Source organism: Xanthomonas codiaei (assembly GCF_002939785.1).
Taxonomy (GTDB): domain Bacteria; phylum Pseudomonadota; class Gammaproteobacteria; order Xanthomonadales; family Xanthomonadaceae; genus Xanthomonas; species Xanthomonas codiaei.
In genome coordinates this window covers 58,224-74,490 of sequence record NZ_MDEC01000012.1, presented here as the reverse complement: position 1 = coordinate 74,490, position 16,267 = coordinate 58,224, and the positions used below count along the sequence as shown (strand labels likewise).

The 16,267-nt window shown below is 64.2% G+C and carries 9 protein-coding genes and 4 pseudogenes; 5 read left to right on the top strand and 8 right to left on the bottom strand.

Annotated features, from left to right (window positions below; genetic code table 11):
* Positions 1-219 precede the first annotated feature (219 nt).
* The 5 genes from prfB to rpfC all read left to right on the top strand — a co-directional run bounded on the left by prfB (position 220) and on the right by rpfC (position 7,149).
* Positions 220-1,345, top strand: a protein-coding gene (gene prfB, locus XcodCFBP4690_RS10535) for a peptide chain release factor 2 (RefSeq protein ID WP_104540895.1) whose coding sequence is annotated in 2 segments (ribosomal slippage) — positions 220-294 and positions 296-1,345 — 1,125 coding nt in all. Because the reading frame shifts where the segments join, the coding sequence is not laid out codon by codon here.
* 195 nt (positions 1,346-1,540) lie between these two features.
* Positions 1,541-3,058 carry a lysine--tRNA ligase gene (lysS, locus tag XcodCFBP4690_RS10530; RefSeq protein ID WP_104540894.1) on the top strand — a complete coding sequence of 506 codons (1,518 nt, stop codon included), beginning with the start codon at positions 1,541-1,543 and terminating at the stop codon, positions 3,056-3,058.
* 141 nt (positions 3,059-3,199) lie between these two features.
* Positions 3,200-4,336: a cyclic di-GMP phosphodiesterase response regulator RpfG gene (gene rpfG, locus XcodCFBP4690_RS10525; protein ID WP_104540893.1), complete on the top strand. Its 1,137-nt coding sequence runs from the start codon at positions 3,200-3,202 to the stop codon at positions 4,334-4,336.
* 1 nt (position 4,337) lies between these two features.
* Positions 4,338-4,961: an RpfH protein gene (locus tag XcodCFBP4690_RS10520; RefSeq protein WP_104540892.1), complete on the top strand. Its 624-nt coding sequence runs from the start codon at positions 4,338-4,340 to the stop codon at positions 4,959-4,961.
* A 7-nt stretch (positions 4,962-4,968) separates the two neighbouring features.
* Positions 4,969-7,149 (top strand): sensor histidine kinase RpfC, encoded by a 2,181-nt coding sequence (gene rpfC, locus XcodCFBP4690_RS10515; protein ID WP_104540891.1) that lies wholly within the window; start codon positions 4,969-4,971, stop codon positions 7,147-7,149.
* Positions 7,150-7,161: 12 nt separating this feature from the next.
* Here rpfC and rpfF read toward each other — a convergent pair whose 3' ends face one another.
* The 8 genes and pseudogenes from rpfF to XcodCFBP4690_RS10485 form a co-directional block, all read right to left on the bottom strand.
* On the bottom strand, positions 7,162-8,031 hold the full coding sequence (rpfF, locus tag XcodCFBP4690_RS10510; RefSeq protein WP_104540890.1) for a diffusible signal factor synthase RpfF: 870 nt from the start codon (positions 8,029-8,031) through the stop codon (positions 7,162-7,164).
* A gap of 449 nt (positions 8,032-8,480) precedes the next feature.
* Positions 8,481-9,218: a hypothetical protein gene (locus XcodCFBP4690_RS10505; protein WP_104540889.1), complete on the bottom strand. Its 738-nt coding sequence runs from the start codon at positions 9,216-9,218 to the stop codon at positions 8,481-8,483.
* Positions 9,166-11,197: pseudogene (locus XcodCFBP4690_RS23085) on the bottom strand (hypothetical protein); the annotation flags it as partial. The pseudogene XcodCFBP4690_RS23085 and the gene XcodCFBP4690_RS10505, both read right to left, overlap by 53 nt.
* A gap of 1 nt (position 11,198) precedes the next feature.
* Positions 11,199-12,783: pseudogene (locus XcodCFBP4690_RS23080) on the bottom strand (hypothetical protein); the annotation flags it as partial.
* 385 nt (positions 12,784-13,168) lie between these two features.
* Positions 13,169-13,816, bottom strand: coding sequence for a DUF1629 domain-containing protein (locus XcodCFBP4690_RS10495; protein WP_104540888.1), 648 nt, complete (start codon positions 13,814-13,816; stop codon positions 13,169-13,171).
* A 113-nt stretch (positions 13,817-13,929) separates the two neighbouring features.
* A pseudogene (locus tag XcodCFBP4690_RS10490) lies at positions 13,930-15,264 on the bottom strand (hypothetical protein); the annotation flags it as partial.
* A 39-nt stretch (positions 15,265-15,303) separates the two neighbouring features.
* Positions 15,304-15,549, bottom strand: a pseudogene (locus XcodCFBP4690_RS23425) (AHH domain-containing protein); the annotation flags it as partial.
* Between the two features lie 36 nt (positions 15,550-15,585).
* On the bottom strand, positions 15,586-16,239 hold the full coding sequence (locus tag XcodCFBP4690_RS10485; RefSeq protein WP_104540887.1) for an imm11 family protein: 654 nt from the start codon (positions 16,237-16,239) through the stop codon (positions 15,586-15,588).
* Positions 16,240-16,267: the final 28 nt, after the last annotated feature.

The window sequence follows — 16,267 nt, the reverse complement described above, 5'->3', positions numbered from 1 at the left end:
AGGCGCCAGCAGCGTGTCGTGTGTTAGGTGTCCCTTGGATACCAGCGGCGGGCATTGCCTCTCCAAGCCAGGCAGCCGATGCGCAGCGTCGCGCGCAGGTGGGGTGTGTACCTTGCTGGCCGGTGCATGGGACGGTGCCGTGGGGGCAGCGGCCACCCCTGCGTTCCGCGCATGCGGCCCGCTTGCTAAACTACCCAGCTTGTTTGCCGGAATTCCGTCATGATCGAAACCAATCCGATCCGCCAGCGCATCACCGATCTCAACGATCGCGTGCTCTCGCTCAGGGGGTATCTTTGACTACGACGCCAAGAAAGAGCGTCTAGAGGAAGTCAGCCGGGAGCTGGAGAGCCCGGACGTGTGGAACGACGCCGAGCGTGCCCAGGCGCTGGGGCGCGAGCGTTCCATGCTTGAGAAGACCGTCGTCGGTATCGCCGATGTGCTGGCCGGCCTGGCCGATGCCGGCGACCTGCTGGAGCTGGCCGATAGCGAGCAGGACGAGGACACCGCGGTGGCGGTGATCGCCGATCTGGACAAGTACCAGGCGCACGTGGAAAAGCTGGAATTCCAGCGCATGTTCTCCGGGCAGATGGACGGCGCCAATGCGTTCGTCGACATCCAGGCCGGCGCTGGTGGCACCGAGGCGCAGGACTGGGCGGAAATCCTGTTGCGCATGTACCTGCGCTGGGCCGAATCGCGCGGCTGGAAGACCGAGCTGATGGAAGTCTCCGGTGGCGAAGTGGCGGGCATCAAGTCGGCCACCGTGCGCATCGAGGGCGAGTACGCCTACGGCTGGCTCAAGACCGAGATCGGCGTGCACCGGCTGGTGCGCAAGTCGCCGTTCGATTCGGACAACCGCCGGCATACCAGCTTCACCTCGGTGTTCGTGTCGCCTGAAGTGGACGACAACATCGAGATCGACATCAACCCGGCCGACCTGCGCACCGACGTGTATCGCTCGTCCGGCGCCGGTGGTCAGCACGTCAACAAGACCGAATCGGCGGTGCGTATCACGCATATCCCGACCAATACGGTGGTTGCCTGCCAGACCGGCCGCAGCCAGCACCAGAACCGCGACAACGCGATGAAGATGCTGGCCGCCAAGTTGTACGAACTGGAAGTGCAGAAGCGCAACGCCGAGAAGGACGCGCTGGAAGCCACCAAGTCCGACATCGGCTGGGGCAGCCAGATCCGCAACTACGTGCTCGACCAGAGCCGCATCAAGGACCTGCGCACCGGCGTCGAACGCAGCGACACCCAAAAAGTGCTCGACGGCGACCTGGACGAATTCGTCGAGGCCAGCCTGAAGGCCGGTCTGGCAGCCGGCTCCAAACGCCTGGATGCCTGAGCGTAGCGCTGGTGCGGCGCGCTCCGCGCACCAGCTCGGTGGATGCTCGCCGGTAACGGCCTGACCATCCCCGGCAAGCTCCATCGCAGCATCTGCGACACCGCCGCAGCAGTGTCGCAGGGCGGCCCCGGCCGGCATCGCCGGCCTTCATCCCCACCGGGCCAACGCCCGCCCCACAGCAGACCGATTCCCGCCATGACCGAGCAGACCCCCGCGCCGCAGATCCCAGTCGACGAGAACAGCCTCATCGCCGAGCGCCGCGCGAAACTGGGCGCATTGCGCAGCCAGGGCATCGCGTATCCGAACGACTTCGTGCGCGAGCACTTCGCCGGCGACCTGCAGGCCGAATTCGCCGATGCCGACACCTGGACCGCCGACGCGCTGGAAGCGACCGGGCGCACGGTGCGCATGGCCGGCCGACTGATGGCCAAGCGGGTGATGGGCAAGGCCAGCTTTGCGCAGATCCAGGACGAGTCCGGGCGCGTGCAGCTGTTCCTGCAGGGCAATGTGCTCGGCGATGCCTATACCGCGTTCAAGGGCTGGGACGTGGGCGACATCGTGGCGGTGGAGGGCGGGTTGACCCGCACCAAGACCGGCGAGCTGTCGGTCAAGGCCAGTGCGCTGCGGCTGCTGACCAAGTCGCTGCGTCCGCTGCCGGACAAGTGGCACGGGCTGTCGGACGTGGAGCAGCGTTACCGCCAGCGCTACGTCGACCTGATCGTGACCCCGGAAGCGCGCGAGGTCTTCATCAAGCGCTCCAAGATCATCCGCGCCATACGCGCCTGGCTGGATGCGCGCCGCTTCCTGGAAGTGGAAACGCCGATGATGCATTACATCCCCGGCGGCGCCACCGCCAAGCCGTTCACCACCCACCACAACGCGCTGGATCTGGATCTGTACCTGCGCGTGGCGCCGGAGCTGTATCTCAAGCGTTTGGTGGTCGGCGGGTTGGAGCGCGTCTACGAGATCAACCGCAACTTCCGCAACGAGGGCGTGTCGACCCGGCACAACCCCGAGTTCACCATGCTCGAGCTCTACGAGGCCTACGCCACGTACCACGAGATCATGGACGTGACCGAGCAGGTGATCCGCGACACCGCGCAGTCGGTGCTGGGCACCACGCAGGTGAGCTGGGACGGTGCCGACATCGATCTGGCGCCGGCTTTCCGGCGCTGGCGCATGGATGAGGCCGTTCGGCACCACAATCCGCAAATCAGCGTGGCCGACTGCACCGATCGCGAGGCGCTGCTGCGCCATTGCGAGCGGCTGAAGATCCGGGTCAAGCCGTCCTACGGCTGGGGCAAGCTGCTGCTGGAAATCTTCGAAGCCACCGTCGAGCCCACGCTGGTGCAACCGACCTTCATCACCGACCACCCGGTCGAGGTGTCGCCGCTGGCGCGGTCCAGCGATACCGAGCCTGGCTATACCGATCGCTTCGAGCTCTTCATCAATGGCAAGGAGCTGGCCAATGGCTTCTCCGAACTCAACGACCCCGAAGACCAGGCCGCGCGCTTCCAGGCGCAGGTGCAGGCCAAGGACGGTGGCGACGACGAAGCCATGCATTACGACGCCGACTACATCCGTGCGTTGGAGTACGGGATGGCGCCGACCGGCGGCCTGGGCATCGGTATCGACCGCCTGGTGATGCTGCTGACCGGGAGTACCTCGATCCGTGACGTCCTGCTGTTTCCCTATATGCGCCCGGAAGCCTGACTTTTTTTGTGCGAACCGCGTGCCGACGGCACAGATACTGCATATGCTAGGGCAGAGCCCCGGACAGCGCATCGTCCGGGGGAGTCGACACAGGGGTCGACGTCATCGCTTTTCCGTTCTCGAGATAGAGGAGCAACGGCTATGCAGGATGTGTCAGGGAGTCCGCACGGCGTGGTGTCAGCGGATACATGGGGAAGCTGGGCGGAAAAGGCGGATCTGGGATTGAACATCGTCATTGTCGATGACCAGATGTCCGCGCGGACGATGCTGCGCCATGTCATCGAGGACATCGCGCCGGAACTGAAGGTCTATGACTTCGGCGACCCGCTGGATGCGCTGGCCTGGTGCGAGGCCGGGCGCGTGGACCTGTTGCTGCTCGACTACCGCATGCCCGGCATGGACGGCCTGGAGTTCGCGCGGCGCCTGCGCCGGCTGCCCAGCCACCGCGACATCCCGATCATCCTGATCACCATTGTCGGCGACGAGCCGATCCGGCAGGCCGCGCTGGAAGCCGGGGTGATCGATTTCCTGGTCAAACCGATCCGCCCGCGCGAATTGCGCGCGCGCTGCGCCAACCTGTTGCAGCTGCGCCAGCAGAGCGAAAGCGTCAAGCAACGCGCGCTGTCGCTGGAGCAGCGCCTGCTGGCGAGCATGAACGAGGTCGAGGAGCGCGAGCGCGAAACCCTGTCGCGGCTTGCACGCGCCATCGAATACCGCGATTCGGGCACCAGTGCGTTTCTCGAGCGCATGTCGCACGTGGCCGGCCTGATCGCCGAGCAGTTGGGGTTGTCGGAAGAAGAGGTGCGCATCATCGAGATGGCCGCACCGCTGCACGACATGGGCAAGATTGCCATTCCCGATGCGGTGCTGCTCAAGCCAGGCAAGCTCACCGACGACGAAATGAGCATCATGAAGCGCCATCCGCGCATCGGCTACGAGTTGCTCAGCGGCAGCCAGAACCGCTTCATCCAGGTGGGCGCGCTGATCGCGCTGCGTCACCACGAACGTTATGACGGCACCGGCTACCCGGATGGATTGGTCGGCGAGGCGATTCCGCTGGAGGCGCGCATCGTGGCGGTGGCCGACGTGTTCGACGCCCTGCTGTCGCCGCGCCCCTACAAGGAAGCATGGACCATGGACGCCGCACTGGCCTATCTGTATGCGCAGCGCGGCCGCCTGTTCGACCCGCGCTGCGTGGATGCGCTGTTGCGCGGACGCGCGCAGCTGGATCAGATCTGCGGGGAATTCTCCACCGCATCGGCGCGTCCCGGGGTGTGAGGTGAGGGCGGCGTTCGGCCAGCTGCGTGATCGACTCGCTCGGCGTCCCGACAGCGAGCATGGTCAGGCGCTGGTACGCCTTGCGATGATTCTGTTGATCCTGGTCTATACGCTGGTCTGCGCTTCCTGGTGGGACATCTCGGGGCGCCAGTTGCAGCAGCTGTTGCGCCTGATTGCGATCGCGCAGGCCACGGCGCTGCTGATCTTTTGCTGGATTGTGGCGAGTCCGCAGCGCTCCCATCTGAGGCGTACCTTCGGGATGCTCGCCGACTACGGCTTGATCGGGCTGGCAATGACCTGGATAGGCGCGCCGATGGCCTGTCTGTACGTTGTGTTGCTCTGGGTCACGATCGGCAACGGGCTGCGCTTTGGCAGCGAGGCGCTGCACACCGCTGTGGGCATGGCCACGCTCAGCTTCGGCACGACGCTTGCCAACAGCACCTATTGGCATGGCCAGCTTGGCTTGGGGATCGCGCTGCTGGGTGCGTTGATCGTGGTTCCTATGTCATTGTTGCGTACGCTGCGCGAGCGAGACCGGGCCATGACCGGGGCGATGCCCACAGGTGTCGACGCTGCATCGCAGCACGGAAGGATTCCAACCCCATCGACGCCGCCGCGCGTCTGAGGCGTCTATGAAGTCTTTATTGCCATGGTTGAAACGGCGCCTGTCTGGGCGAGCAGATTCGGAACACGCCCAGAATCTCATCCGCATCATCATCACCACGCTGTTTATCTCCTACCTGGGCTGGCGCTATCAGCACACCCAGGGCGACACCTTGATGGCCACCTGGTTGATTCTGGTCGGCGAGCTGGTGGTGTCGCTGGGATTGATGGTGGCGATCCTGATGCGGCCGCAGGTCTCGCACACCCGGCGCCTGATCGGCATGGTGCTCGACTACACCTGCACCGGCGCAATCATGGCGATTCAGGGCGAGCCCGCCTCGCCACTGTATGCCGTCTGCATGTGGGTGACCATCGGCAACGGGTTGCGCTACGGCAGCAACTATCTACGTGCCGCCACGGCCATGGCCAGCCTGAGTTTCCTCAGCGCCATCCTGATCTCGCCGTACTGGAGGGGCAATCCCTATCTGAGCTGGGGGCTGTTGCTGGGTCTGATCGCGGTGCCGCTGTATTTCGATTCGCTGCTGCGTGCGATGACCCGCGCGGTGCGCGAGGCGCGCCACGCCAATCAGGCAAAAAGTCGGTTCCTGGCCAATATGAGCCACGAGTTCCGCACTCCCCTCAATGGCTTGTCCGGCATGACCGAAGTGCTGGCCACCACGCGGCTGGATGCGGAACAGAAGGAATGCCTGAACACCATCCAGGCATCGGCACGCAGTCTGCTGTCGCTGGTGGAAGAGGTGCTGGATATTTCGGCCATCGAAGCCGGCAAGATCCGCATCGATCGCCGCGATTTCTCCCTGCGCGAGATGATTGGCTCGGTCAATATGATCCTGCAGCCGCAGGCCCGGGGGCGTGGGCTGGACTACGGGACACAGGTCGCCGGCGACGTGCCGGATCTGCTCAAGGGCGACACCGGCCATTTGCGTCAGGTGCTGCTGAATCTGGTCGGCAATGCGGTCAAGTTCACCGAGCATGGGCATGTGTTGCTGCGGGTCACACGCGTGTCCGGTAGTGCCGACGACGCGGTCCAGCTGCGCTTCGAGGTCGAAGACACCGGCATCGGTGTGCCGATGGACATGCGTCCGCGCCTGTTCGAGGCCTTCGAACAGGCCGACGTCGGGTTGTCGCGTCGCTACGAGGGCACCGGCCTGGGCACCACGATCGCCAAGGGCCTGGTCGAAGCGATGGGCGGCAGTATCGGGTTCAAGGAAAATCGGCCAAGCGGCAGCGTGTTCTGGTTCGAGCTGCCGATGGCGATCGGTGAGCCGCTGAAAGACACGCCGGCACGCGCGCCGACCGGTGCGCTGGTGGACACACCCGACGAGTTGGAAGCCTCCAACGTCATCGCTTTTTCCAACCCGTTCCTGCGGCATCGTGCCCGCGTACGCAGCATGCGCATGCTGGTGGCCGACGACCATGAGGCTAACCGCATGGTGCTGCAGCGCCTGCTGGAAAAGGCCGGACACAAGGTGTTGTGCGTCAACGGTGCCGAGCAGGTGCTGGACGCCATGGCCGAAGAGGATTTCGATGCGGTGATCGTGGACCTGCACATGCCGGGCATGAATGGCCTGGACATGCTCAAGCAGCTGCGGGTGATGCAGGCCAGCGGCATGCGCTACACCCCGGTGGTGGTGCTCAGCGCCGACGTCACCCCGGAGGCCATCCGCAGTTGCGAGCAGGCCGGCGCGCGCGCGTTTCTGGCCAAGCCGGTCGTGGCAACCAAGCTGCTCGACACCCTGGCCGATCTAGCCGTCAGCACCCGTCCGCTGGCGGCGCCGGCCACCGTCGTGCAGGTACCGGCCAGTTTCGAGGGCGTGCTCGACGCGAGCGTGCTGGACGAACTCGCCGCGCTGGGCATGGGCGAAGAGTTCGAACGTCAGTTCATCCGGCAATGCCTGGACGACGCGCACAATTGCGTGAGCGCGATCGAGCGCGACGGCATGCGCTCGGATTGGGAACAATTGCGCGAAAGCGCGCATGCGCTGCGCGGCGTGGCCAGCAATCTGGGGCTGGCGCAGGTGGCCACTCATGGAGGCGAGCTGATGCGCATGGCCGATTGGCAGTTGCAGGCGGAGTGGCGGCTGCGGCTGTCCGCACTGCGCGAACACCTGGAGGCGGGAAAGGATGCACTCGGCGCACGCCTGCACGGCGTCAAGGACGGCGAGTGCTCCCCCCGTAGTAACGAATAGACCGCCAACGCATCAACCCGCGTCGAGCCCTGAGCGACGCGACTGCGCGCGCACCAGGCGGTCCATGGTGCGCAGCGATTTTTCGCCGAGCTGCATCGCCGTATCCACCCAGATCTCGGTGATGCGCAACATCTCGTCCAGCGGCACGGCGGTCGTCATTTCGCGCACCTGCTGCATCGCCGCCCAGGCATGCGGCGTGCGCTTGCTTTCGCGGATGACCTGTTCCACCGCGGCCACGCCCTGGCCGCGCGGCACCACGCGATCGACCAGGCCCATGCCAAGCAGTTCCTCGGCCGAATACAGATTGCCTTCGAGCATGATCTTCTGCGCCAGCTGCGCGCTGACGCGTTGACACATGAAGGAGTAGGCGCCCATGCCCGGGAACAGGTCGAACAGCACTTCGGGCAGCCCCATCATCACGCCTTCCTCGGCGACGATGGTGTGGCAGCTCAGTGCCGCCTCGAACCCGCCGCCGAGTGCATTGCCCTGGACCAGCGCGATGCTATGCGCGCGTGCGCCAAGGCCGACATGGAAGGCGTGCACGCCGCGCACGCAGCGCTGCGCGTAGTCGAGCAGGCGTGCGCGGTCGCCTTCGCGAATGAGTTGGCAGAACAGCGCCAGATCGCCGCCCAGGTTGAAGACATCGCTGTCGGACGCCAGCACCACGTGCGGCGCCAGTACGCCCGCGCTGGTCAGGCGCTGCCCCAGGTTGGTCTGGTAGCCGGTGATGTCGTCGACCAGGCGGCTCGAGAAGCAGGCGCGACCTGGGTTGATGGCCAGGTCGGCATGCATGTGGATCCAGTACACGTCACGCTGCGGTTCTTCGATGATGCGTAGGGTCGAGCCGATGTTGGTGCGAATGAAGGGTTGAACTGCAGACATGGTGGTTCTCCGTGAAGACCGTCCGGCCGGTCGCCTTGCGGACGGCGATAGAGGGTGAACGCCTGAGCGTGCGCCGACACCGGATTCTATGCGTGCAAAAGCCAATGCCCGCAAGGCCTTGCGGGCGTGTGGTCGGATGCTGAACGAGCGGCCTTGCGGTCGGGCCTGGAAGAATGCCTTCGGTGCGTGCTGCAATTTCGCAGCGCTGGGTCTTTGACGGCGCCGGCCGCGTGCAATTGCCTGCCGTGCGGTCATCCCAGATTGCCAGCAGCCGGTGAGGTCGAGGCGGCAGTGCGCATTCACGTCGGCGGCGGTCAGAGCAGGGCAGTGTTTCCAGGATCGCCACCTTGACGATCTGGCTGGAGGTTTACTTCCTGGCGCCCTCGTTCGGCGGAGCCGTCGTTGCGCTTCCCTGCGCCATGACGCGCTGGTCGGTAGTGCTGGAGCCGCTAGTGTTGTCGGGTCCGTTGACGCAATGCGACCTCGCGATATTGCCCGCGATCGCCGTAACGCGGCCTCTTCTTCTCGACAACGGCGCAGAGCCTGTCTTGGCCGCAGGGCACCAGGTCCGCGCGCACGACGCGATCCAGAAAGGCGATTTCCGCGCGGCGCTGGGTGGCCTCGGCCAACACGGGCTGCGCGCTCTTGATGGCATAGAAGGCACTAACTAGGCACAAGATCGCTCCGACGACAGCCATGCCAATGCCGATCCACAGGCGTCGGCTGGCGCTCGTTTCCAAGGCACGTTGCGCCTGTGCGTAACGTTCGGCGGCCTGCTGGAGCGTCTGCTCCGCATGGAGCATGCGCTTGTCGAAACGCTCGGCCACCGGTTGCAGCGTGCGCGTCAATGCCTGATCGCTCAACTGCGTCAGCCGCGGAAGCGCGCTCTCCACCACCCGGGTGACGCGTTGATCGGCGTTGTTGACGGCGGCCTGCAAAAGCTGCATCTGATGACGTACGAGTTCCTCAAGAGTTTGTTCTCGTCGCTGCATCGCCGCGATGACTGCCGTCATGGCCTTGATCGAGTCCGTCATCGCCTGGCGCGATGCACCGCCGTCCGGCAGCGTCGAGGTGTCCTGCATGTCCATCCTGCTCTCTCGTAGGTTCGATGCGTTTTTGCGTTTTGCGTTCTGGCTATCCGCCACCACCACCACTTCCGCCTCCACCTCCGTCGCCACCCCCTCCATCACCGGGCGGGCCTGCGCCTTGCATCATCGGCCCGTTGGCGAACTGCGGCAGCGTCAGCACCATCACCGGGCCACGGCTGGTCTGCACCTCTGCTGCCACGTCCATCCCCAGCGCCTGCCGCGTCGTCACCTGTTCCTGGGCTTCCTGCTGGGCGTGGGCATCCAGATGCTCATGACCTTCCTGTGCCAACGCCGCGCTGTGCGCGCTGTTGCCGACGCGCTTCAAGGCTTGTTCGATGGCCAGATCGTTCTTGGAGTCCAGCGCGTAGAGCAGATCATCCACGTCCGGATCGCCGGTGACGCTCTTGCGCCTGGGCGGTGGTCGATCGTCCTGCTCGACGTCGGTTTGCCCCGGTATTGCAACGAGACCCTGCTGCGAGGCGGTACCTGCCAAGCTGCTCGGTGGTCCTCTCAGTCCCGAGGGACCATTGGGGTCGTATCCATCGCGCAACTCCCGCTCGGTAAACGGCGCCTCACCGCGCACCATGCGCGCTTGCCGTGCATCTGCGATGCGGTTTTCGATGTCGAGATCCTGTTCGGCCTGGATGCGGAGCGCGCGCGCAGAGCGTGCTATTTCTGCCAGCGAATCGGGATCTGCGGCTGCAACGTTGGTGCGGTTGGCTTGCTCTGGCGCCTGCTTCCGCGCATCCGGTACCGACGTGGGCCGGTGCGATGTGGCGGCGTGTTCGGAGTGATCGGCGGGAGGCTTTGGAGTGGGCGTGCCATCGGGTGATCCGGCTGCATCGGTGACGAGGGCCGCTGTGGGTGGCACTGCAGGCGTATTCGGCACCGGGAGTTGTGGTGTGAGCGCGTTTTCCTCATCGAGGCGCTCCGCAACGACCGGTGTAGCGAACGATCGTACCGGCGGTTCCTCCGTCGACCGGGCCGTGCGCGCGTCGGCAGGTACGTCTGCGCCTGGTGCTGACGTGGCATCGCGTGCGGCCACTGGCTGCACTACGGCCTGTTGATCGCGCGTTTCCACCTCCTGTTGCCCAAGTGCCGCAGGCGCTTGCGCGATCGCTGCATGCTGCTCGGCCTGGTGCGCATGCTCTCCCTGTGTCAGCTGGTCCGCCATATGCTGCGTTCGCCGCGCCACTTCAGCTGACTGCACCTGCTCAGGCGGGGCGGCCTGCGGCTGGGGCTGGGGCTGGTGTGCGCCGGGGTTCTGGGCAGGGCGCTGTTCTTCTCCGCGTTGCACAGTGTCCTGGGCGTGGAGCGTTGGTGGCGCATGGGCAATGCCCTCGGCGGTGTGCTCGGCTGCTTGTTCGCGACGCGCAGCGTCCTGGCCTTGCACCGGTGATTGCTCCATCAGCTCCGCTTGCTGGGCCTGGAGACGCTGTTGTTCGCTGTATTGGGCGTTCAAGGCCTGGCGCGCCTGCTGCTCACTCTGCTGCTGTGCTTGTTCGCGCTGCCGGGTGTCGTATGCCTGCCGCTGCTCCTGCTCACGCTGCTGCGTCTGATCTGCTCGCTGCTGTGTCTGGTCGCGCTGTTGGGTGTCCTGCGCCTGGCGTTCTTGTTGCTCCAGCCGCTACGCTTGCTGCCGTGCTTCCAGCGCGGTATGCGCTTGCAGCGCCTGGGCAGCTTGCGCCCGGACGTCGTGCGATGCCTGCTCCTGCAGCGCGTGGGCGCGAGCCTGCGCCAACTGTTGATCTTGCGCCTGGCGTGCCTCCTGCTGCCGCTGCTGATGCTCTTGCGCGGCGCTGGCGGCCTGGCCCCGGGCCTGCACGTCGAGCACATGCTTGTTGGAGGGCGGCGAGGCGGACGTGTCCGCATCCGTGGAGCCTTCGGACGAGGGCGGCGCAGAGGCCAGCTGCTGCACCGGTGCGTCCGGCTGCTGGCGAGCCTGCAGCTCCTGCAGCGCCTGACGGATGTCCTCGGTGCTGGTGACCGCTGCAATGCGCGCCACGCCGTCGGCACCGCGCTGCAGATGGGCGATCGGGCTGTCGGCGCCATACTGACCGCCGGGGCCGCGCTGCAGCNTGCGCTGTGTCGCCAGCTCGATCGCTTCGCGCCAGTGCGGCTGCAGTTCCGTGCCCACGATGCGGTAGCGGTACAGCGTCTGCTCGCGCTGCACGTCCTGCGGCGACGGTGGGGTTTGCTGGATGGCGGCAATCGCCTGGGCCTGCTCGGCGAGCGCTGGCTGCAGCATGGCGCGCGTGGTCTCCAGTTCCAGCACCCGGTTGGCATCGGGCGGAGCGCCGTGGCTGGTCCACTGGCCCTCCATGTTGCGGTAGTAGCGCTGACCGTCCGAGGCGGTCAGCGCATCCGGATCCGGCAACGCTTGCTGCACGGCCGGCGACATCGGCAGCCCATCGGCGGCCCAGCCGCTGCGGTGGTAGGCCAGTTCATAACGCGCGGCGATCGCCCCTGGGCTGTTGGCGATGTTGCAGGCGATGGTGGCCTGCGCCTGCGCCTCCAGTTCGGCCGCGCGTGGCGGCAAGGCGGTCTCCTGCACGTAGCTGCCGCGATCGTTGGCACCGGAGATCTCGGTCTTGACCAGGCGATGCCATTGGCCGTCTGCCGGGTCGCGTCGCCAGTCGGCAGGGCTCAGGCTGGGACGGTCGGTGGCGTTGGCCGGCTGCTGGTAAGGATCCTGCGGTGCGGGCGCATCCTTCAAGGCCAGTGCGGCAGCGACGTTGGTGGCCTGGTAATTGAGTTCGCGTGTTTTTTGGTAGCTGGCAACGATGGGCGTGGCAGTGGGGTTGTCCACGCCATCGGCAGTGGTGTCGGCCTTGCCCTCGCGCGCCCAGGCGCGGCCATCGAAGGACCACTGCGTGCCATCGCGATCGGTCTGGGTATAGATGGCGCGGTTATCGAGCAACGCGGCGGCCTTCTCGCCGGCCACGCTCATGAAATAGGCGTCTGCGGCGATCAGCACCATCGGTCCGGCGCCGGAGCTGCCCAGCGCGTAGGCCGCTGCCGTGCCGCCGGCCCAGCCACCGACATTGCGCCCGGCGAACTGCGCCAGCTCCGACTGCGCGGCCAGCGGGTTGTCCTGGCCGAGCAAGTGCGTGGCGCGTTGGCCGGACGCCACCGCGTCGGCGGCGGTGGCGGTGGCGAGCAGGCCGGCGGTGCGCAGCGCCTGGCCTGCCGATAGATCGCCTGCTAGTAGCTCTGCTGAGGCGAAGCCGCGTTGCGATCGTGGAACAACCATGGAATCAAGATCCAACCTAGTGGAGCTGGATGTCCTTGGCACTGCTGCAGCGTTGCTGGAAAAAGCTTGACTGACCTGATCGGCACCCTGCGCTGAAAGCGTCAGACGTCCGCCTGCCTGCGCCTGCTCGACCGATTCTCGCAACACCTGCCGACCGATTGCCGCATCGCCTTTGACCGTCTTGGAACCCGGTTGATCGATCGCGTTAAGACTGTGGATGAGATTGGGTTCTGACTTGAGTACCGCGGGCCAACGTGCTTCCGGACCCGTCAGCTTGATGGCTTCATCGATCTGCAGGCTATGAGTTTGTTGGTAGGCCGGCAGTTTCTTGAAGAAATCCCGGTTGAATTGGTTGGCCTGCTCCACTGTCATTCCGATGGGCGTGTTGGTCAGCAGATCGTTGTTCACCATGGCCACTTTCAAAGTGGCGCAAAGCCTGTCCACGTCATTAGCAACCCTCGCGGCCGCCCCACGATCGCCAGTCAGTACGGCTTGGCCATCAAAGCTCTTCTGGAGAAAATTCAGTTCTTGCCTCAGGCCCTGGGAATACTGTCCGAGAGGGCCGCCGTTGTGAGGAGAGACGTCGAGCTGCAGCGCCAGTTGCTTGTCCGCCGGGAGGTTCAGCAGATTGACGTCACCATCCAGATTGAAAAGCCCGAAACTGTAGAGCTTCTTGAGCAGAGCACTGTCTCGGAATGCTTGCTGCTCAATAAGGTGATGTCCCTGGAAAACCGGCTTGTCATTCTTGGCCACGGTCCAAAATTCCGAGTTTGCGTATCACAGTGAGTGCAAGCCACTAGAAATCGGCGGCGTCCTTCCACCACAGGCCATCGGAGCTAGGTTTCACTCCAATTCCCGCGCTTCGTATCGCTTCATACATCGTGCGATCACAGATCACGCTGGATGGATCCTCTCCCATCCTGAAGACATGGGCATCCCCAATCAATTCTTTCTTGAAGAATAGCTTCGCGCCTCCCGAAAACGTAATCATTTCCACATCTTGATTCACCGCGTGGTCCCGGGCTATTCGCGTCTGAAATTCAGAGTTGGATTTGTCCAGCGCAAAAATTGTCCGAACCACGTCGCATAGGTAATGCTGTGGGCCCTTCGAGCCGTCTGGCAATGCGTAATCGCAGGGAACAAATGCAAAGCCCTCGGCGTCCACTGACTCGAAAGCGCGCTTGAGTCGCTCAGAGACCAGCCAGTAGCCACTAAATCCCCCTTCGAGATCTCGAGGGCGCCTTTTTGAGTTGCGCGCGTGAGCCAGAAGCGGCGTTTCCGCCAGCGTAGGAAATCCGCCTTCCACGGGCCGAATGATCAAGCGTGGAGGTGTCAAAAGGGCTTCTTCGTTGGCAATTTCAACATCGGTTCCAGGGCCGCCGCCGCGGATATCCGGATCGAGGATGTAGAAAAGTCCCTTCGCGGCATTCAAGTTGCTGTTCATTGAGGTTGCTTCAATTGATTTATCTTTAGTTCGATGGTTAGCAAAAAATGCTATTTTTGCAACATTAAGAGCCGCGCTGGCGAAACCCTCGCTAGTTTGTCTTCACTTTGCACGGCGGCCCAGCCGCTGCGGTGGTAGGCCAGTTCATAGCGCGCGGCGATCGCGCCGGGACTGTTGGCGATGTTGCGGGCAATGATGGCCTGCGCCTGCGCCTCCAGTTCCGCCGCGCGTGGCGGCAATGCGGTCTCCTGCACGTAGCTGCCGCGCTCGTTGGCACCGCAGATCTCGGTCTTGACCAGACGATGCCATTGCCCGTCTGCCGGGTCGCGCCGCCAGTCGGCAGGGCTCAGGCTGGGGCGGTCGGTGGCGTTGGCCGGCTGGCGATACGGATCAACGGGCGCAGGCACATCTTTGAGAGAAAGTGCGGCAGCAGCATTGGTGGCCCGGTAATTGAGTTCGCGTGCTTTCTCGTAGCTGGCCACGATGGGCGTGGCGGTGGGGTTGTCCACGCCATCGGCAGTGGTGTCGGCCTTGCCCTCGCGCGCCCAGGCAGTGCCGTTGAACGACCACTTGGTGCCGGCGTTATCGATCTGGGTATAGATGGCGCGGTTATCGAGCAACGCGGCGGCTTTTTCGCCGGCCAGGCTCATGAAGTACACATCGGCGGCGATCAGCACCATCGGCCCTGCGCCGGAGCTGCCCAGCGCATAGGCCGCTGCCGTGCCCCCGGCCCAGCCACCGACATTGCGCCCGGCGAAATGTGCCAGTTCCGATTGCGCGGCCAGCGGGTTGTCCTGGCCGAGCAAGTGCGTGGCGCGTTGGCCGGAGGCGACCGCGTCGGCGGCGGTGGCGAGCAGGCCGGCGGTGCGCAGCGCCTGGCCTGCCGATAGATCGCCTGCCAGTAGCTCGGCGGTGGCGAAGCCGCGTTGCGATACTGGTGTGTACGACGGCTGCGGTGTGGCGCCTGCGCCTTGGCGGATGCTGCGCGCAGCACCGCCGATGGTTGTCGGCGTGTCATCCAAGACCTGCTGGACCAGCGCCGCATTGGACTCGGATAACCTCACACGGCCGGCCTCTTCGGCGTGCGCGATGGCCATGCGAAATTCTTCGCGTCCAGCGATTTCGCGGATCACGGCATCGCGTTCATCAGGGACAGCGACCAGATTTTTGCCGGCGGTCCGTGCGGCGTCGATGACCTTGACGATCCGCTGCTCCGAATGGGTAATCGCGGCCCATTCGGATTCGACAGGGCTCATCGAGCGCAGTGTCTTCAGCTGGTTGGCGTGGGCGGTGCGGTATTGATCAATCTCGGAGAGGGTTCTGCGGTTTTGCGCGTTGGTCTCGGCCTTGGTCAAGCGGTTCGGGGTCGTTACGAACATGTCGCCGTTGATCAGGGCGACTTTGAGGGTGTCTTGCAGGTCATGGACCTGGGCGGCGACGCGCTTCAATGCTGCGGCGTCGTTGCGCATGGCGGCGTCACCGTCTGGGGAGTTAAGGATATCGTTCAGGGTGTCATCGATTCCATCCGTATAAGAACTTCTCGTTCTCCCCCGGTGGGGCGAAGCTTCAAGCTTATCGGCCAAGTTGCCCTCAACTGGAAGGTAGATGCGATTAGTTGATACATCCTTGTCGATCAGTCCATGCTCAAGCAACTTCTTGAGCAACCTATGATCTCGAAAGATGGTGTTTTCAATGACATGATGACTTTGAAGAATGACATTGCTGGTCGGCATATGCCTCGGCTCCATGCAGTCACGGAAGAGATCAGATCAGTAGTCTGATGCGTCTATTACGCGAACGCCGCGCGTCCTTGGAGATTTTCCGAATCCATGCTCGATCAAGGTATCGCGCAAAAATCGGTCGCAAAAAGCGTCTGCCGTATAAGGCGTTCGGAAGACGTGTGCGGACCCGATCACGTCCTTCTTGAATGCCAATACCGCGCCCCCCGTAAGGCTGTAGTACTTGCCATTTCGATATCCGGTCAATACCTTGACGGTGGACGCCTCCTCGTCGATGGCATCGATAATCCGCACCACCTCGCAGAGATAGTACGGTGCCCCGGGCGTACCGTCTTCCAATCGGAAGTCGCATAGCGCGAAGGCAAAGCCTTCCGGGTCCGCAGCTTCGAGTAGCTGCTTTAGCGGTTCGGAGACTAGCCAGTAGCCTTTGAATCCATCGTGCATGTCATTAGGCATATCGCCGATGCGGCTGTCGTAGCGCAGGCGCGGGGTTTCCTTCAGTGCAGCCAGGCCTGCGTCCTCTCCAGGCAGGCTGTCAGCAATGGAAAACGGCACCGCATCTTCGTTCTCGAATTCCACGCCATGCCCGCGCCCCCCGCCACGCATGTCGGACCTGAGGATGTAGAACTCGCCTTTTCTGGGCGCATTCGGATGTATCGCTTGCGCTTGATTTGACTGGTTCATGGGTGTTCTCCGATCAACCCTGCATATA